Here is a 17,130-nt window from a genome sequence, read left to right on the forward strand (position 1 = left end):
TCAGTCCTCCGCTCGGAGCAGCCGGACGAAAAGCAGCGACACCGCCATCACGACGATCACCAGCAGGAACGAGTTCGCCGCCCCGGTGCCGAGATCCGCGCGGGTGATGTGGTTGTAGAGATAGAGCCCGGCCGTGGTGGTCGAGGTGTACGGACCGCCTTTCGTGACCACGTACGGCTCGGCGAACATCTGGAACACCGCCAGCGTCTGCAAAACGAGACTGAACATCAGCGAACGGCGCAGCAGCGGAACCGTGATCGACCACAGCTGCCGGATCCGGCCCGCCCCGTCGAGCGAAGCGGCCTCGTACAGGCCTCGGTCGATCTGCTGGAGTCCGGAAAGGACGATCAGCACCACGAATCCGGTGGTCTTCCAGAGGAACAGCAACGCGAGCGTCGGCTTCGCCCATCCGCTCGTGACGAGCCAGCCGACCGGGGGAAGGCCGACCGCGCCGAGCATCGCGTTCACCGCGCCGTTGTCCTGGTCGAACAGCACGATCCAGATCTGCGCGACCGCGACCAGCGGCGTCACGAACGGCACGACGAACGCCACCCGGTAGAAGCCGCGCAGCCGCTTGACCGCGTTGAGCAGCACCGCCACGAGTACGGCGAGCACCAGCTGGGCCGGGACGATCAGCAGCCACAGCACGCCGGAGTTGCCGAGCGACGACCAGAACCCGCTGCTGGTCAGCAGATAGCGGTAGTTGTCGAGGCCGATCCAATGTGCGGCACCGGATCCGTGCCAGTCGGTGAAGCTCAGGCGCAGCGTGAAGAACAGCGGGTAGACGCTGAAAGCCAAGAACACCAAGACAAACGGCAGCACGAACACGTAGGGCGCGAGGAGACGGCGCAACGGAAGAGTGCGCCGCCGCCGACGCGGTGTCCGGGTGCGCGGCTCGACGGCCGGTTCCCGGAACACCTTCGTCGCGGGGGAGACGGAACGAGTCGTCATTTGCGGTCGATCAGGTTGGCCTGGATGTCCTTGCCCGCCTTGTCGATCACCTGCTGCGGGGTGAGCGCGCCGTCCAGCATTTTCTGCAGGTCGGTGCCGAGGTAGTCGACCGCGCCGGACCACCAGGCCGGGATCGGGGCCCCGCCGGGGATTTCCCGGCCCGCCTCGACGGCGGTCTTCCAGACGTCCTGTCCGCCCATCGCGTCGATCGGCCGGAACAGCGGTTTCGCCGGATCGGCGGCGGGCCGGTAAGCCGGGATCGACGTGTTCAACCCGCCCGGATAGACCGCGTTCGGACCATAGACGCCGGTGTAGCCCGCCTGGTCGAACATCAGGAAGCGGTAGAACAGCCACGACAGCTGGGGATTCTTGGCGTCCTTGGGGATGACGAACGACGACCCGCCCATCGCGCCGCTGCGCGCGCCGCCCGCGGTCCACGCCGGCAACGGCATCGCCCGCCAGTCGCCCTTGGTCGCGGTCAACTGCTGCTGCGGGGCGAAATCGAACCAGATCGCCCACGGGTAGAAGACCTCGTCGGCCGAGTCCAGCGCGCTGACGTCACTGGGCTTGAGGTACTCCGCGCGGGTGCCGAGCCCTTCTTTGCGCACGGTGTCCAGCCAGGTCAGGATCTGGTGGTACTGCGGGGAATTCAGCCGCAGTTTGCCGTCCGGGCCGGCCAGGCCGGTGCCCAGCTGGCTGGCGAACATCTCGAGCTGGAGCTGGCTGTTGAAGGCGTTCTGCTCCAGGTGGATCGGCTTCGCGCCGGGTTTGAACTGCTGGTATTTCTTCGCCGCGGCGAGCAAATCATCGTAGGTCTTGATGCCGTTCGGGTCGATCCCGGCCGCGCTCAGCGCCTTCGCGTTGTAGAACAGCAGCCCCGGGTCGAGGTCGAAGGGCACGCCGTAGATGCCGCCGCCCACGGTGTTGACGTCGACCTTCTGCTTGGCGATGTCCTTGGTGTAGGGCGCGAGCACGTCCTTGAGATTCCACAGGTGGCTGACGTAACCGCCGACCTTGGCGTCGTCGAGGAAGACGCCGTCGGGCACGTCGGTGCCGGTGATCAGCGTGTTCTGCAGCTTGGAGTCGATGTCGACGGCCTCGTGCTTGACCGTGACGCCGGGGTACTTCGCGGTGAACTTCTTGATCGCCGCGTCGAAGACCTTGTACAGGTCGCCGGAGCGGTCCCAGACGGTGATCTCGCCCTTGGGCGCCTCGTCGGACGGGGCCTGCAGCACGGCGTTGCCCGCAGCCGGTGCGTCGGAGCTGATGTCCGGGCCGCAGGCGCTCAGCCCGGTGACGAGCAGGGCCGCGGCGGCGACGGCGGCTCCGCGGCGGGGGAGGAGGCGGGCTGTCCGTCCGCTCCGTCGGAGAGTGGGGTTCATGGCACTCCTTTGTGCGGGACGGCGGCAACGCGGCGTGCGGAGAGGGGCTCGCCGTGGATTTGCCAACGTAGGCAAACTGTACGACATGCTTGCACACGTTGCAAAAGGTAGGATGACTTCCGGCGAAGGGGGCTCCATGGCGGCGACGTTGCGGGACGTGGCGGATCGGGCGCAGGTTTCGGTGCGGACGGTGTCGAACGTCGTCAGCGGGTACGAGCACGTCAGCGAGAAGATGCGCCAGCGCGTGCTGCGGGCCATCGAGGAACTCGGCTACATCCCGAACCCGGTCGCCCGCACGCTGCGCACCGGAAAAACGGGCCTGCTCTCACTGGTGGTGCCAGAGATCGACGTGCCGTACTTCAGCCAGCTCGCACGCGAGGTCATCGACGCCGCGGCGGACCTCGGCTTCCAGGTGATGATCGACCAGACCGGGCACGACCACGAGCGGGAACGCCAGCTGCTGCGCGGCGGGGGCAGGCGCAATCTGTTCGACGGCATGCTGTTCGCGCCGCTCGCGACGGGCGACGAACTGCGCGACGTGGACCCGGCGCGCTCGTCGCCGCTCATCCTGCTCGGCGAGCACGTCTTCGACCGCAGGTTCGACCACGTGGCGATCGACAACGTCGTCGCGGCCCACGACGCGACGACGCACCTGCTCGACCGCGGCCGTACCCGCATCGCAGCGATCGGCGCGCAGCCGAAGGAGATGTACGCGACGCCGTTGCAGCGCACCGAGGGATTCCGCAAGGCGCTCGACGAACACGGCCTGGAACCGGTGAACGCGCTGCAGGCCACGGCCGCCCACTACGGCCGGGCGGACGGCTACGCGGCCACCGCGTCGCTGCTTCGCGAATCTCCCCGCCCGGACGCCATTTTCTGCTACTCCGACCTGCTGGCGATGGGCGCGATCCGTGCGGTGTTCGACGCCGGGCTGCGCGTCCCGGAGGACGTGGCGATCATCGGCATCGACGACATCGAGGAAGGCCGCTATTCGCGACCGTCGTTGAGCACCGTTTCGCTGGACACTCCGTTCATCGCGCGGACCGCGGTGTCCCGTCTCGCCGCGCGCATCGAGAATCCGGGGCTTCCCGCCGAGGAATTCGTCGCGCCGCACAAGCTGCTCGCGAGGGAGAGCACGGGCTGAGCGCGGCGCGCGGATTCCGGTGGTGTGTGAGGATGCGGGAATGAGCGAAGAAGAACCCCGGGTATCCCGCAACGACAGCGAAAACCGCTACGAAGTGTATGCGGACGGCAAGCTCGCCGGCTTCGCCGAATTCACCCCGAAGGACACCGAAACCGTTTTCACCCACACGGAGATCGGCGACGAGTTCGGCGGCCGCGGTCTCGGCAAGGTACTGGCGAAGGCCGCGCTGGACGACGTCGTGGCGCGCGGCGGCGTGATCGTTCCGGTGTGCCCGTTCATCGCCGGGTACCTGCGCAAGAACGAGGGCTACGCCGAGCACGTCCGGTGGCCTGGACAGCACTGAGGTTTGCGCAGCGGCGCGCGGGGTTCTCGCGCCGCACGGCTGGCCTGGCGCGCGATGCCGAGGTCGTGAGGGGAACCCTGAGGGAATCAGATTCCCTCAGGGTTCCCCTCACGGACTTCGCGCCGAGCCCGCCGCGCACCGCACCGCGGAGAAAATCCCACTGACGCAGGTCGGCAGCGCCGTTCGGGTTATTCCAGGTGGTCCGAACGGCGCAACCGTGTCCGAATGGCCCGTTTTTTTGGTTATTAACCAACCTTCGTCGGTTTCGCGTTGGTTGCCGGGCAACAAAAGTGTGTGGCGTCCCACCGGTCGGTTTCATCCCACCTGGAGGAAGATCCATGACTTCCCGGAAGACGCTCGTCGCGGGATTCACCGCACTGTCTGCCGCGGCCTTGACCGCGGGCATGTGCGTGAACGCCGCCTCGGCAAGCCCGATGGCGTTCGCCCAGATGCAGGCACAGGCGATCACCCAGGCGACGCAGGTCGCCGACACGCTCGGCGCCGGAAACGGCGGCATCTACCTCGAACGCGGCAAGGCGGTGCTGAACGTCACCGACGCCGCCGCGCAGGAGAAGGCCGAGGCAGCCGGCTTCGCGACCAAGCTCGTCAAGCACAGCTTCACCGCCCTCACCGGCGCGAAGAACCAGATGGACACGGTCAAGAACGTGCCGCAGACGTCGTGGGGCATCGACACCAAGACCAACCAGGTCGTGGTGAAGATCTACGACTCGGCGTCGCAGGCCACGAAGGACAAGGTCGCCGCGGCGGCGGCGAAGCTGGGCGACGCGGCGCGCGTCGAGCAGCGCTCGGGCAAGCTGTCCACCTACATCGCGGACGGCGACTCGATCAACAACGGGCAGTTCACCTGCTCGCTCGGCTTCAACGTGACCAAGGGCGGCCAGCCGTACATGCTGACCGCGGGCCACTGCACCAATGAAGGCGGCACCTGGTCCGGCGGCGACGTCTCCGGCGCCCAGGTCGTCCAGAGCGACTGCCCCGGAGCCGACTCCGGCCTGCTGACCCGCCCGAACGGCACCGGTGACGGCGCGATCAACACCGGCCAGAAGATCTCCAGCGCCGGCACCCCGACCGTCGGCGAGCAGATCGAGAAGATGGGCCAGACCACCGGCGGCGGCAGCGGCCAGGTCACCTCGGTCGACGAGTCGGTGAACTTCGACGTGGGCGTCCTGAACCACGAATTCGGCACCACCGCCCACACCGACCACGGCGACTCGGGCGGCCCGGCGTTCGACGGGGACAAGGGCCTCGGCACCCTCTCCGGCGGCGACACCCAGACCAGCTACTTCTACCCGCTGACTCTGGAACTGCAGTCCTACGGCCTCGAGCTCGCCTGAGGCTCTGTCGTTTTTCGGCCCGCCGTCCCCCTTCCGGGGCGGCGGGCTTCTTGTGTGTTTTTGTCGTACCCGAGGCTTAGAGTTGCCCGCATGAAGCCGAGCCCGGCCCGAAACCTATGGACAGCAACAGAACCCCTCCACGCAGTCGTCTACTTCGCCCCGGAACCCGCCGCCGCGGCGAAGGACGTCGGTCTGCGCGGCTGGTGGATGGGCTACTTCGCGGGCCGGGCGGCACCACTCGGCCCGATCGGCCCGGAACCGGTCACGTCGATGTTTTTCGGGTTCGCACCAGGGATGGTCGCGCGAGCGCTTCCTGACGCGTGGACATTCGCCTCGCCTGACGATGTGTTGCGCACCCGAGTGGAAGCAGTCGAGGCGGCCTTGGCGCGACTGTTGGGGCCGGACACTGTGGACGAGCTAGTCACGTTGCTGGAACAGGCAGTCGCCGCCTGCCACTTCGATGCGCGACCACTCGCCGCTGCTTGGTCCGCTGTGCCTCGCCCGGATCGGCCGCTGGCCCGATTATGGCTGGCGACTGCGGTCCTGCGCGAACACCGAGGCGACGGCCACGTCCTGGCCGCAGTCGCCTCCGGCCTCACCGGCCTGGAAACGACCCTCACTCATCTCGCCACCGGAGCCACCACGCGCGAACAAGTCCAGCGCGCCCGGGGCTGGACCGACGAAGAATGGTCCGCCGCAACAGCGAACCTGGTCGATCGCGGTCTGATCGACGCGGGCGGCCTGACCCCGGCGGGCGCGGAAATCCGCCGCACCGTCGAAGAAACCACCGATCGCCTAGCCGCCGCCCCGCTCGAAGCGTTGGGCCCAGAAGGAGTCGACCGAGTACTAGAGCTGGCCACCCCGCTGAGCCGACGAGTCATCGACCGCGGCGGCGTCCCCATCCCCAACCCGATGGGGGCGAAACGACCTTAAGGAACGGTGTCGATTCTCCGGCTCCCCGCTCGACGCACTAGTGACAGCCACGAGAAGGGAGCCCTGAAGATGCTGCTGGAAGGCAAAAACGCGGTCGTGTACGGCGCTGGAGGAGGAATCGGCGGCGCGTTCGCCCGAGCTTTCGCCGAGGAGGGCGCGCGCGTCTTCCTGGCCGGACGGACCCGCGAAAAGCTGGACCTCGTAGCCGACGACATCCGCGCAGCCAGCGGCACCGCCGATGTTGCCGTAGTGGACGCGCTCGACGAGAAATCCGTCGACGCCCACGCCGACGCGGTCGTCGAAGCCGCAGGCAGCCTCGACATCTCGGTGAACGTGATCAGCCACGGCGACGTCCAGGGAACCCCCATGGTCGAGATGTCGCTGGCGGACTACGAACAACCGGTGGTCAACGGCGTCCGTACCACTTTCCTCACCATGCGCGCGGCTGGCCGTCACATGAAACGCCAAGGCAGCGGCGTAGTCCTCCTCTTCGGCGGCGGCGGCGACCCCGTGCGCAACCACGCGGTCGGCGGCCTGCAAATCGGATTCGCCGCCCTGGAAGCCATGCGCCGACAACTCGCTGCCGAACTGGGCCGACACGGCGTGCGCACAGTGACACTTCGGACCGGCGGCGTCCCGGAAACGATCCCGGCTGATTTCCCTGGTGCCGAAGAACTCACCGCGGTACTCGCCGAACCGACCATGCTCGGCCGCACCGCGACGCTGGCCGACGTTGGCGCGGTGGCGGCTTTTGTCGCGTCCGATCGGGCCCGCACGATGACCGCCGCGACGGTGAATGTCAGTTGTGGCGCGCTGGTGGACTAGGTCGTTTCGACACCAACACGGCGCCAGCGGTCGCGAGTACCGCGAGCACCGCACTCACCGCGACAATCGTCGCGGTGGAGCCGAAACTGCCGACCAAAAGTCCAAACGCGACAGACGGAAGCCCCATCCCGAGGTAGGCCACGACGAAGAACACCGAAAGAACCCCGGCCCGGGAGGCGGGCACCGCGGATTCGGCCGAGTGCGAAAGCCCGGTCTTGAACAGCATCCCGGCACCCGACCCCGTCGCGGCGGCGGCGATCAGGAACAACGCGAGCGAAGGGTCCGCAATGGACACTGCCGTCGCCGCGAGACCGAGGAGGTAGCACGCCGAACCGAGGATCACGAGCTGCCGCGGTCCGAATCGGCTGAGCACCAGTTGCGCCGCAGCGGAAGCACCGAACACGGCGAACGTGGCCATGCCGCCGACGAACACGTCGTGAATCCCGAGATCGTTCCGGATCACCAGCGCCCCGACCGACGAAAACACTCCGGTGGCCCCGAAAGCCGCGAACCCGAGCAGTGCGGCCCCGGTGAACACGCGTTGTCGACCGGGACGGAGATTCATCCGGGGAGCGACTGTCGGCGCCGCGGCGGCAAGATCGACGGTTTCCGGCGTCACGAGCACGAACGCGAGGCACAGCAGCACAATCAGACCGAGCACGACGTACGGCATCCGCAACGGATCAGGCAGCCATTCCGCGAGCGCCCCGGCGATCACCGGTCCGAGCGCGAGACCGCCAAGACTCGCCCCGGCCGCGACGAGCCCAGGCAGTTTCGGCACCACGACGTGCGGCCGGGCCTGCCGGTCCAGGTCGGCGAGATACGCGGTGGCGCTCGCGGCCATCAGACCGATGCCGAGCCCGGTCAGGAGCCGTCCGGCGAGCAGGCCGGCCAGGCTGGTGGAGGCGATCAGAACGTAGCTCGCGGCGAGTGCGGCGAACAGCGCGGGCGCGATGATCCGCCGCCTGCCGAGCCGGTCGGAGAGGTGCCCGAGGAACACCAGGCTCCCGACGATCCCGACCACCATGATCGCGAACGCGACCGTCACCCACACCGGGCCGAACCCGTCGGCCTGCTGGTAGATCGGCCAAAGCGGGGTCGGCGCGGTGCCGAACGCGCTGAGTGCCGCGTACGCGGAAGCGACCACCCAGAACCCGACGGAATGCGACAGATGCCGTCCCTTCGCGGTGGACAGCGTGGAGTTGTGCATGTCTTCCATGGTGTTCCGCCCGTAGTATCCGTGGCAGAGCAGTTGAAGATCTCTACTATCTGAATCAGAGATGATGCACCTTGGATATCCGGCACCTACGGCACTTCCTCGCCCTGGCCGAGGAAGGCAGCTTCACCCAGGCGGCCCGCCGTGAGTTCATCGTGCAGTCCGGAATTTCGGCGTCCGTCCGCGCGCTGGAAAGCGACCTCGGCGTCCACCTGTACGTCAAAGGCACCCGCCCGCCGCGGCTGACCGCCGAAGGCCGCGCACTCGTCCCCGCCGCCCGGGAAGCGCTGCGCAGTTTCACCGCGGTGTACGACGCGGTCGGTCAGGTCAGCAGCCGACTCACCGGATGGTTGCGGATGGGCGTGTTCAGCCACGTCGAGCATCTAGTCCCGCTGGCCGGGGTGCTGTCGCGGATGGCCGTGCTGCATCCCGACCTCGACGTCACCCTGTCTCAACTGCCCACCGAGGAGATGCTGCGCCTGCTCAGCGCCGGACAGCTGGACTGCGCCGTGCTGTCCGCACCCGAGCCTGCGCCGCGGGACCTCGAGATCACGCCGCTCGCCGTGGAACCGATCGTGCTGGCCGGAGCGAGCGGTCACCCGCTGGGCCGCGCGTCGTCGATCAGCGTGCGCGACCTCGCTGATGAACGGTTCATCGAACCGCCGCGCTACTGGGCGGTGCGGACAGACCTGGACCGGCTTTTCCGGGACGCTGGCCTGCGCCGGAGGCGGGCCTTCGAGGTCGACGACTGGGGCATCACCCTCGACCTCGTAGCGGGTGGCGCGGGCCTCGCGTTCCTGCCGCAAGCGGTCGCCGAACAAGGCCGCGAGTCCGGCGTCTGGGCTCGAACCCTGACCGACGCGACCCTCGAACGCCGCGTCGACTTCGTGCTGCCGCGCGGTCAGGCCGCAACCCCAGCAGCCCGGACCCTGCGCACCGAACTGGCCGCCGCCGTCGCGGGCTAGCCCTTGGCGCGGGCGGAAATCTGCTGCACCGACCAGCTGTTGCCGTCCGGGTCGGAGAAGTGGATGAACCCGATGTTGTCCAGGTCTTCGAGCGCGCCGGTGCCCGGATCCGAGCCGTAAACCTGGAGTTCGCCGACCTCGACGCCGCGTTCCACCAGCTCCTCGCGGGCTTTCCGGACATCGGCGACGACCAGCTGCAGACCTTTGAGAGACCCGGGCGGCATGTCCGGCACCACGCCCTTGCCCAGGACGATCGAACAGCCCGATCCCGGCGGAGTCAGCTGCACCAGGCGCTGTCCCGGCCCGGGGGCGATGTCGTGGTCGAGGTGGAAGCCGACCTGGTCGGCGTAGAACGCTTTCGTCCGGTCGATATCGGTGACGGGAACGACGACGACCTCGAGAGTCCAGTCCATGCGAGGAGTTCTAGCGGTGGCCCGAGCAGGCGGTCAAGCGCTCGCCAGCTCCACGCGGTTCCGGCCTGCCTGCTTGGCCCGGTACAGCGCGGCGTCGGCGGCCACCAGCACGTCGTCGACGCTGGCGAGATGCTCAGCCGGATACAGCGCGCAGCCGATCGAGACGGTCAGGTCGCTGATCACCGAATCCTGGTCCGGCAGCGCGACGACCACCTGCGGGACCCGCCGCCGGATGCGGTCGGCGATGTGGCCGAGGTGCTCGGCGCTCGGGATGTCCGGCAGCGCGATCGCGAACTCCTCGCCGCCCCAGCGGCCGCACACGTCCTGCTCGCGGACCTCGTCCCGCAGCGACAGCGCGATCTCGCGCAGCACCAGGTCGCCCGTGGGGTGGCCGTAGGTGTCGTTGATCGCCTTGAAGTGGTCGAGGTCGAGCAGCAGCACGCCGACGCTGTCCTGGTTCGCCCGCGCACGTTCGAGGTAGCGCTCAGCGACCGTGCGCCACCAGCGTTTGGTGGCCAGGCCGGTCGTGACGTCGGTGCGCGCGTCGCGCTGGAACTGGGTGAGCAGCAGCCCGCGGTGCAGCGCGACGAGCGCGATCACGACGCCCGCCAGGAGCAGCGGGTTGGCCAGCAGCAGGAGCGCCGCGGTGACCAGGCCGAGACCGATCGCGCCCGCTTCGAGCAGCTGGTCGCCGAAACCGGAGAACAGGTCCGCGAACGACCGCGGCGGGCTCGACAGCGCGATCGCGACCATGACGAGCGCGGTGTTGATCGCCCAGCGCAGCCCAGCGGCGAGCACGAACACGACCAGGTCAAGCAGACCCGGACCGAATCCGCCCGCGAGGACCCCCGGGTATTCGTGCATGCCGAGCGCGAGCACCGCGACCGCGGCCTGCGTGCCGCACAGGACGGTCGCGCAGGAGAAAATCCAGCGGTGCGGCAGAACCGGCCGTTCGTGCGGCCAGACCCGCCACCAGGCGACGGCGTAGGTGAGCACGACCATCGCCGACGCGAGGATCGCGGGCAACGCCACCACGGCGGCGATGCTCCAGACGGCCTTGGTGTCGACGTACGCGACTGTCGGTGCGCGGCTGTACTCACGCTGCCGCTCGATGTGCCGGGTCGCCTCGATCGCCAGCGCCGCGCACACCGCGAGAACGCCGAAGCGGACTAGATCGATCCGGTGCACCGGGGCGAGCCACGCGGTGGCGAGGGTGGTGCCCACTGCCACGACGTTCACCAGCAGCACATACATGCGGACGTGAGAGGGCAACCGCCATAGGCGCCAGCCTGTGAACCACCCGGCAACTCGTCCGCGCACTCTTCACCTCACCCGATTGGCTTCTACGGTAAACGACGAGGCGCGTTGTGTGCTGCCTGTCGTCCGGACTCTGGGAAGCGCCGGGGCGATTTCGCCCGGACAGCCCAGCGCTGGCCGGCCGGCGAGGGGAGGTGGCCACTGTGGGTAGTGGTCAGCTGCTCCGAATCCGGGCCGGACCAGGGGATCCGCGAGGGTCCCGTTTGGACCTCCATGGCCACTTTCGGTGACCGTCCCACCGGTGCTGACGTGCGAAAACCGCCGAAGGCGCGACTCTGAAACGGAGGTGACAACCGTGCGCGACAACAACTGGACGGCGATTCGGTGACGTAGGTCGCCCTCGCGGTCTCGACTCGAGGTCGAGACTTTCGGCCCTCGCTGAGGAAAGGAGATGCCCACCGTGCGGGACAACAACTGGTGAACGCGGCTGAGCCGGGAATCCGGGATGCGGAAAGGAGGCGGCGCGATGCGCGACAACAACTGGACCCGCTGATAACGGCCCGGGTGATCGGAAAGGAGGTGTGCGGTGCGCGACAACAACTGGAACCGGTGAAACGGCTGAAACCGCTGGGCGAAGTGCTGGCGAAGGAGGTGAGCGACTGCCATGCGCGACAACAACTGGACTCGCTGAACCTGCTGATCACTGACCGCTGATCCGGGAAGGAGCTGCCGCGATGCGCGACAACAACTGGAACCGCTGAAACCCGCTGTCCGCCGATTGACGACGAGGAAGGAGATCGCTGTGCGCGACAACAACTGGACTCGCTGAATCCAGCCGATTACTGACCGTCGATTCGCGAAAGGAGCCGCTGCGATGCGCGACAACAACTGGACCCGCTGAGCCTCGTTGACCACCGTCCGTCGAGCCGTGAAGGGAGCCGCTGCCGTGCGTGACAACAACTGGACTCGCTGAGCCCGCCAACCACAGCCCATCGAGCCACGAAGGGAGCTGCCGCCGTGCGTGACAACAACTGGAACCGCTGAACCTCGCCAACCACCGGCCATCGACTCACGAAGGGAGCCGCCGCGATGCGTGACAACAACTGGACCCGCTGAGACCCCGCGACCCGCCGCCCGCTGAGCCACGAAGGGAGCCGCTGCCGTGCGTGACAACAACTGGACCCGCTGAGCCCCACCAACCACCACTCGCCGAGCCACGAAAGGAACCGCCGCCGTGCGCGACAACAACTGGACCCGCTGAACCGCCCCCAGCCCGCCCCACGAGGAGGTGAGAGGGCATGCGTGACAACAACTGGACGTGATCCGAACCAGTCCCGCGGCACACCCGTCCCGCGGATTACGGCGCGGGAGGTGGGGTGGCCCCGTCGAGGGGAGTTCGGCGGGGCCGCACCGCGCGGTCCGCTCGCACCGCCCGCGCCCACGCGATCCCGGCCAGCCCGGCGCACCCGGCTCCGGCCACGGCGGCGATCGCGACCACCGTCGTCGGCGTGAAAGCCAGCGCCAACGCGCCCGCGGCAGCGATCGTCAGGCCCTGCGCCGCCCGCAACGCCGCGATCGCGACTCCGATCACCTGGCCGCGCTGTTCCGGCGGCGCGGCGAGGCTGTACTGGACCTGGGTGATCAAATCGTGCGCGGAAAACATCCCGGACACCGTCCAGACCGCCACGACCACCGGCAACGCGGGCGTCCAGCCGGTCGGCAGCAGCACGAGACTGCTCGCCACCGCGAGCGGGCCCAGCCACCGCACCTGCCGCGCCCGCGGCAACCGGCTGATCAGCAACGCCCCGAGCAGCGTCCCGACCGGGTTCGCCACCAGCAGCCAGCCGAGCACTCCGGTGCCGCCGAGTTGCGCGGCCACCGGCACCGCCAGTCCCTCCGGCACCACGTAGAACCCGCAGCAGCACGCGATCGCCAGCAGCGACCGCAGTTTCCGGTCCCGCGCGACCAGCCGGCAGCCAGCCTTCAACGAAGCCCACTGCGGCGCGTGCTCGGCCACCTTCGAGACCGGGTACAGCCGCAATCCCCAGCGCAGCGCGGCTGCCGACACCGCGAACGTCACCGCGTCCGCCCACAACGCGCCCGAAACCCCGAGCCACGCGACCACTGCCGCGCCCGCGCCGAAGCCGATCACCAAGGCGGCCTGGTACGTCGAGGAGAGGATCGCTTGTCCGGTCGCCAGTTTCTCCTCGCCGAGCAGGTCCGGCAGGACAGCTTGCCGCGCGGCCTGAAACGGCCCGGCGGCGAGTTGCACGACCACGAGCAGTCCCGCGGCGACCGGCCAGGGCATGCCGGGAATCGCCATCAACGCGACCAGCAGTGCGCGCACGACATCCGCGACCACGAGTACGGTGCGGCGCGGGAACCGGTCGGCGAGCCCGCCGAGCGCACCGCCGAGGAGGTCCGGCAAATAGGTGAGCGCGTACGTCCCAGCGGCCCATCCCGCGGATGCCGTTCGGTTGAACACCAACACAGTCAGCGCGACTCGTGCTAATTGATCACCGGCCACCGACAGCACGTGCGCGAGCCAAAGCGCACGAAACTCGCCCATCCGGAACACGCTCCGGAAAGACGGCGCCGTCGTGGTCATGTGCTCACCCTGTCGTGACTCGGCCACCCGGAGCAACCCCGGCCGAACGCGGGTGGGTCGCGGATCCGGCTCCGGCCGTCCGTGGAAAACTGGGTGATCGCCGTCCGTGGATGATGTCGCACCGAAGGGTTTTCCGTTGACCGAGGAGAGCCGGCAGGTCGCCGGTCGCTACGAGCTCGTCGAACTGATCGGCAGCGGCGCGATGGGGATGGTCTGGCGCGGGGAGGACAAGATCCTCGGCCGCGTCGTCGCGGTCAAGGAACTCCTCATGCCCGTGAACCAGGGCGAGGACAAGGTCGAGGAAGCCCGCAACCGCGCCATGCGCGAGGCTCGCATCGCCGCCCGGCTGCAGCATCCGAACGCCATCTCGGTGTTCAACGTGGTCGAGCACGAGGACCGCCCGTGGCTGATCATGGAGTACCTGCCCTCGCGCAGCCTCGCGGTGAAACTGCGCGAGGACGGCCCGCTGACCGTCGACGAGGCGATCCCGTTCGCCGTGCAGCTGGCCGGCGTGCTCGCCGCCGCGCACCGGGCGGGCATCGTGCACCGCGACGTCAAACCGGGCAACGTCCTGCTCGGCGACGACGGCACCACGGTCAAGGTGACCGATTTCGGCATCTCCCGCGCGGTCGGCGACGTCACGCTCACCGCGACCGGCGAAATCTCCGGCACGCCCGCGTTCCTCGCGCCGGAGGTCGCCCGAGGCGAGGACGCGACCTTCGCTTCCGACGTGTTCGCCCTCGGCGCGACGCTGTACATGGCGGTGGAGGGCGATCCGCCGTTCGGCACCGCGGACAACGCGATCGCCTTGCTGTACCGGGTTTCCAGCGGTTCGATCAACCCGCCGAAACAGGCCGGGAAGCTGGAACCGCTGCTGCTGAAGCTGCTGGAGCTCAAGCCGGAGGACCGGCCGTCGATGACCGAGGTCGTCGCGGAGCTGCGCAAGCTCGACGGCGGCGTCACCCCGGTCGCGACGGTTCCCGAACCGCCGACGCTGCCCGAAGCCAAACCGCCGGTCGTGCCGACCACGGTCGCGGTTCCGGCCGAGGGAGCCGCTGCCGCGCCGCCCGCGGGTTCGGACCGAAGACGCCGCGGGATGATCTTTGCCGGGGCGGGCGCGCTGCTTGTCGTGATCGCCGTGATCGTCACCGTCGTCCTCACCCGCAACCACGGTGAAGAGAGCCCGGCCGCAAACCCGCCGCCTGCTTCTGGGACTTCCGCGCCTTCCAGTGCTCCGGCGACTTCGTCCGCTTCGCAGCCGTCACCATCGACGCAGCCGTCGACTCCGCCTTCGTCGAGCAGCCCTCCGTCGTCCAGTTCCGCGGCGAACTCGCCGGACGCGATGGCTTCCGCGCTGCGTACCTACTTCTCGTACCTCCCGAGCAATCTGGAGAGCGGCTGGGCGATGCTCAGCGACGGGTTCCGCTCGTCGCGAGGCCAGACTTTCGACCGGTACAAGTCATGGTGGAGCCAGTTCAGTTCGGTGACCGCGAACGACGTCCAAGTCACCGGCGAGAACACGCTCACCGCGAAGATCACCTATCACCGTGCGAGTGGCGGCGTGTCGAACGAGACGCACCACTACAAGATGTCGCAGCACAACGGCACCTGGCAGATCGACGTGGAGAGCTAGCTCTCGAGCAGCAGCGAGATCGCGGCGGCGGTGTCGCGGTCCGGGCCGACTCGCACCGTCCGCAAGCCAGCGGACCGCCCGGCTTCGACATCCGCGCCGACCAGCCAGGCTCCGTCGAGGGTGGTTTCGCAGCGTTCGGCGGCGAGCGCGAAGAGCTTCGGGTCCGATGTGGACAGTCCGTCCGGCCCGGCGAGCGCCCAGCCGTCGACGAGCCCGGCGATTCCGGTGCACAGCAGGGTGGACAGCTGCGGTTCGCCCGCGCCGAGGACGCCGATCCGCCAGCCCGCCGCGCGCAGCCGGGGCAAGCCGGTCAGCACGCCGGGCGCGGCAGGGACGAGCGCGGGATGGCGTTCGCGGTAGGCGTCTTCGAGGTCGGCTTCGTGCAGGTCGAAGCGTTCGCGGAGATTCTTGAAGAACGTCGCCCGGTCGGCGCGCCCGCGATCGTCGGCGGCGACGAGCCAAGCGGCGTCCGCTTCGGCGAGCCGGTGTTCCGCGCAGAACTCCCACACCCAGCGGCGGAAGCCTTCCGCGCGATCGACGAGCGTGGTGTCGAGGTCGAACAGGACGAGCCGCACGGGGAGAGACATTAGCGCGTTCCGCCGGGGCTCTGGGAGATTTTTCTACTCCGTTCGAGTGAACGGATCGCGGTTTTTGTCGGTGTTCGATGCGAACATATGTTCGTGACGAGCGAAGGACCGATCCTCCACGCCGACCTCGACGCGTTCTACGCCTCGGTCGAGCAGCGCGACGATCCCCGGCTGCGCGGCAGGCCGGTGATCGTGGGCGGTGGCGTGGTGCTGGCCGCGAGCTACGAGGCGAAGGCGCTGGGCGTGCGCACCGCGATGGGCGGCGCGCAGGCGAGGCGATTGTGCCCGCATGCCGTGGTGGTGCCGCCGCGGATGTCGGTCTACAGCGCGGCGAGCAAGGCGGTGTTCGAGGTGTTCCGGCGGACGACGCCGGCGGTGGAAGGAGTGTCGATCGACGAGGCTTTCCTGGATGTCGGCGGCCTGCGGCGGATCGCCGGGCGTCCGTCCGAGATCGCGGTGCGCTTGCGCGCGGAGGTGCTGGCGCAAGTCGGGCTGCCGATTACGGTAGGGGTGGCGCGCACGAAGTTCCTCGCGAAAGTCGCGAGCGGCGTCGCGAAACCGGACGGCCTGCTGGTGGTACCGCCTGACGCTGAGCTGGAATTCCTGCACCCACTGCCAGTGGAACGATTGTGGGGAGTGGGAAAGGTGACGTCGGCGAAACTGCGGGAGCGAGGCGTCCGCACCGTGCGCCAAGTCGCCGAACTGCCCGAAGCCGCACTGATCTCGATGCTGGGCCCAGGCTCCGGCCGCCACCTGCACGCCCTGGCGCACGGCCGCGACCCACGCGCGGTCCAGCCAGGAAAACGCCGCCGCTCAATCGGCTCCCAACGCGCACTCGGCCGCCGCTCCCGCTCCCCAGCCGAGCTGGACGAGATCGTAGTGTCCATTGTGGACCGATTAGCGCGTCGGCTGCGCGGCGCGTCGAGGGTCTGCCGAACGGTAGTGCTGCGAATGCGCTTCGCGGACTTCACTCGCGCCACGAGGTCGCACACGCTCGCCGACAGCACCGACCACACGGAAACGCTGCTGTGCGCTGCCCGCGGTCTGCTGTCCGCGGCGCAACCACTGGTGTACGACCGGGGTTTGACGTTGCTGGGCCTGTCGTTCTCAAACCTCGACAGCCATGGTGCGGTGCAGTTGGCGTTGCCGCTGGACCAACCTTCTCGCCCCGCGATGTCCGCCGAAGCCACCGCCCTGGACTCAGCGGTGGACGCCCTGCGAAACCGCTTCGGTGCGGCCGCGTTGACTCGGGCGGCGCTGTTGAGCCATGACGCTGGGGTGGAGATGCCTATGCTGCCGGATTGATCGATTGCGGTGGCCCCGCGGTGCTTCCGCGAGGGCTGTTTCCCAGCTGCGCCCGGCTGAGTCCGATGAGGCCTGGCTGAGCCGGACGAAGTTCGACGGAGCCTGGCTGAGCATGGCTGAGTCCGAACGAGCTTGGCCGAGCCCGACGGAGCCTGGCTGAGTCTGACGGAGCCTGGCCGAGTCCGGTCGAATCCGACGGAGCCCGGTCGAGCT

16 protein-coding genes are annotated in these 17,130 nt (G+C 68.6%); 9 read left to right on the forward strand and 7 right to left on the reverse strand.

Features of this window, described 5'->3' with window-relative positions; all coding sequences use genetic code 11:
* Positions 1–951, reverse strand: coding sequence for a carbohydrate ABC transporter permease (locus tag ACFORO_RS03330; RefSeq protein ID WP_377869418.1), 951 nt, complete (start codon positions 949–951; stop codon positions 1–3).
* On the reverse strand, positions 948–2,333 hold the full coding sequence (locus tag ACFORO_RS03335) for an ABC transporter substrate-binding protein (RefSeq protein ID WP_377869419.1): 1,386 nt from the start codon (positions 2,331–2,333) through the stop codon (positions 948–950). The genes ACFORO_RS03330 and ACFORO_RS03335 overlap by 4 nt, the downstream gene beginning before the upstream one ends.
* 136 nt (positions 2,334–2,469) lie before the next feature.
* On the opposite strand from ACFORO_RS03335, the gene ACFORO_RS03340 reads away from it, so the two are divergent.
* The 5 genes from ACFORO_RS03340 to ACFORO_RS03360 all read left to right on the forward strand — a co-directional run bounded on the left by ACFORO_RS03340 (position 2,470) and on the right by ACFORO_RS03360 (position 6,933).
* On the forward strand, positions 2,470–3,477 hold the full coding sequence (locus tag ACFORO_RS03340) for a LacI family DNA-binding transcriptional regulator (RefSeq protein ID WP_377869421.1): 1,008 nt from the start codon (positions 2,470–2,472) through the stop codon (positions 3,475–3,477).
* Between the two features lie 40 nt (positions 3,478–3,517).
* A complete protein-coding gene (locus ACFORO_RS03345; RefSeq protein WP_101435558.1) occupies positions 3,518–3,820 on the forward strand; it encodes a GNAT family N-acetyltransferase in 303 nt (100 codons plus the stop codon).
* Positions 3,821–4,158: 338 nt separating this feature from the next.
* Complete coding sequence (locus tag ACFORO_RS03350) at positions 4,159–5,175, forward strand: S1 family peptidase (RefSeq protein WP_354748580.1); 1,017 nt, start codon at positions 4,159–4,161, stop codon at positions 5,173–5,175.
* Between the two features lie 90 nt (positions 5,176–5,265).
* The gene (locus ACFORO_RS03355) at positions 5,266–6,108 is read left to right on the forward strand and encodes an SCO6745 family protein (protein ID WP_377869422.1); all 843 of its coding nucleotides are present in this window, start codon (positions 5,266–5,268) and stop codon (positions 6,106–6,108) included.
* A gap of 69 nt (positions 6,109–6,177) precedes the next feature.
* Entirely contained in the window at positions 6,178–6,933 is a 756-nt protein-coding gene (locus ACFORO_RS03360) for an SDR family NAD(P)-dependent oxidoreductase (protein ID WP_377869423.1), read from the forward strand.
* Here the strand turns inward: ACFORO_RS03360 and ACFORO_RS03365 are convergent.
* Positions 6,908–8,143 carry an MFS transporter gene (locus ACFORO_RS03365; RefSeq protein WP_377869424.1) on the reverse strand — a complete coding sequence of 412 codons (1,236 nt, stop codon included), beginning with the start codon at positions 8,141–8,143 and terminating at the stop codon, positions 6,908–6,910. The two genes, ACFORO_RS03360 and ACFORO_RS03365, sit on opposite strands and share 26 nt — an antisense overlap.
* A gap of 80 nt (positions 8,144–8,223) precedes the next feature.
* Between ACFORO_RS03365 and ACFORO_RS03370 the strand changes: the two genes are divergently transcribed.
* Positions 8,224–9,114 carry a LysR family transcriptional regulator gene (locus ACFORO_RS03370; protein WP_377869425.1) on the forward strand — a complete coding sequence of 297 codons (891 nt, stop codon included), beginning with the start codon at positions 8,224–8,226 and terminating at the stop codon, positions 9,112–9,114.
* Here ACFORO_RS03370 and ACFORO_RS03375 read toward each other — a convergent pair.
* Together ACFORO_RS03375 and ACFORO_RS03380 are read right to left on the reverse strand one after the other, a co-directional pair.
* Complete coding sequence (locus tag ACFORO_RS03375) at positions 9,111–9,527, reverse strand: VOC family protein (protein WP_377869426.1); 417 nt, start codon at positions 9,525–9,527, stop codon at positions 9,111–9,113. The two genes, ACFORO_RS03370 and ACFORO_RS03375, sit on opposite strands and share 4 nt — an antisense overlap.
* 33 nt (positions 9,528–9,560) lie before the next feature.
* On the reverse strand, positions 9,561–10,847 hold the full coding sequence (locus tag ACFORO_RS03380) for a GGDEF domain-containing protein (protein WP_354748568.1): 1,287 nt from the start codon (positions 10,845–10,847) through the stop codon (positions 9,561–9,563).
* Between the two features lie 414 nt (positions 10,848–11,261).
* On the opposite strand from ACFORO_RS03380, the gene ACFORO_RS03385 reads away from it, so the two are divergent.
* The gene (locus ACFORO_RS03385) at positions 11,262–11,498 is read left to right on the forward strand and encodes a hypothetical protein (RefSeq protein ID WP_377869427.1); all 237 of its coding nucleotides are present in this window, start codon (positions 11,262–11,264) and stop codon (positions 11,496–11,498) included.
* Positions 11,499–12,141: 643 nt separating this feature from the next.
* Here ACFORO_RS03385 and ACFORO_RS03390 read toward each other — a convergent pair.
* Positions 12,142–13,392 carry an MFS transporter gene (locus ACFORO_RS03390; protein WP_377869428.1) on the reverse strand — a complete coding sequence of 417 codons (1,251 nt, stop codon included), beginning with the start codon at positions 13,390–13,392 and terminating at the stop codon, positions 12,142–12,144.
* A 136-nt stretch (positions 13,393–13,528) separates the two neighbouring features.
* Between ACFORO_RS03390 and ACFORO_RS03395 the strand changes: the two genes are divergently transcribed.
* A complete protein-coding gene (locus ACFORO_RS03395) occupies positions 13,529–15,025 on the forward strand; it encodes a serine/threonine-protein kinase (RefSeq protein ID WP_377869429.1) in 1,497 nt (498 codons plus the stop codon).
* On the opposite strand, the gene ACFORO_RS03400 is transcribed toward ACFORO_RS03395, so the two are convergent.
* Positions 15,022–15,612, reverse strand: coding sequence for an HAD family hydrolase (locus tag ACFORO_RS03400; protein WP_377869430.1), 591 nt, complete (start codon positions 15,610–15,612; stop codon positions 15,022–15,024). The genes ACFORO_RS03395 and ACFORO_RS03400 overlap by 4 nt on opposite strands.
* A gap of 87 nt (positions 15,613–15,699) precedes the next feature.
* On the opposite strand from ACFORO_RS03400, the gene dinB reads away from it, so the two are divergent.
* Complete coding sequence (dinB, locus tag ACFORO_RS03405; RefSeq protein WP_377869432.1) at positions 15,700–16,917, forward strand: DNA polymerase IV; 1,218 nt, start codon at positions 15,700–15,702, stop codon at positions 16,915–16,917.
* Positions 16,918–17,130: the final 213 nt, after the last annotated feature.

The sequence above is a fragment of the Amycolatopsis halotolerans genome (assembly GCF_042647905.1).
Taxonomy (GTDB): domain Bacteria; phylum Actinomycetota; class Actinomycetes; order Mycobacteriales; family Pseudonocardiaceae; genus Amycolatopsis; species Amycolatopsis halotolerans.

Excerpts from the sequence above, each read along its gene's own strand:
- ACFORO_RS03330 (WP_377869418.1), bottom strand. The coding sequence starts at position 951 with ATGACGACTCGTTCCGTCTCCCCCGCGACGAAGGTGTTCCGGGAACCG.
- ACFORO_RS03335 (WP_377869419.1), bottom strand. The coding sequence starts at position 2,333 with ATGAACCCCACTCTCCGACGGAGCGGACGGACAGCCCGCCTCCTCCCC.
- ACFORO_RS03340 (WP_377869421.1), top strand. The coding sequence starts at position 2,470 with ATGGCGGCGACGTTGCGGGACGTGGCGGATCGGGCGCAGGTTTCGGTG.
- ACFORO_RS03345 (WP_101435558.1), top strand. The coding sequence starts at position 3,518 with ATGAGCGAAGAAGAACCCCGGGTATCCCGCAACGACAGCGAAAACCGC.
- ACFORO_RS03350 (WP_354748580.1), top strand. The coding sequence starts at position 4,159 with ATGACTTCCCGGAAGACGCTCGTCGCGGGATTCACCGCACTGTCTGCC.
- ACFORO_RS03355 (WP_377869422.1), top strand. The coding sequence starts at position 5,266 with ATGAAGCCGAGCCCGGCCCGAAACCTATGGACAGCAACAGAACCCCTC.
- ACFORO_RS03360 (WP_377869423.1), top strand. The coding sequence starts at position 6,178 with ATGCTGCTGGAAGGCAAAAACGCGGTCGTGTACGGCGCTGGAGGAGGA.
- ACFORO_RS03365 (WP_377869424.1), bottom strand. The coding sequence starts at position 8,143 with ATGCACAACTCCACGCTGTCCACCGCGAAGGGACGGCATCTGTCGCAT.
- ACFORO_RS03375 (WP_377869426.1), bottom strand. The coding sequence starts at position 9,527 with ATGGACTGGACTCTCGAGGTCGTCGTCGTTCCCGTCACCGATATCGAC.
- ACFORO_RS03390 (WP_377869428.1), bottom strand. The coding sequence starts at position 13,392 with ATGACCACGACGGCGCCGTCTTTCCGGAGCGTGTTCCGGATGGGCGAG.
- ACFORO_RS03400 (WP_377869430.1), bottom strand. The coding sequence starts at position 15,612 with ATGTCTCTCCCCGTGCGGCTCGTCCTGTTCGACCTCGACACCACGCTC.
- dinB (WP_377869432.1), top strand. The coding sequence starts at position 15,700 with ATGTTCGTGACGAGCGAAGGACCGATCCTCCACGCCGACCTCGACGCG.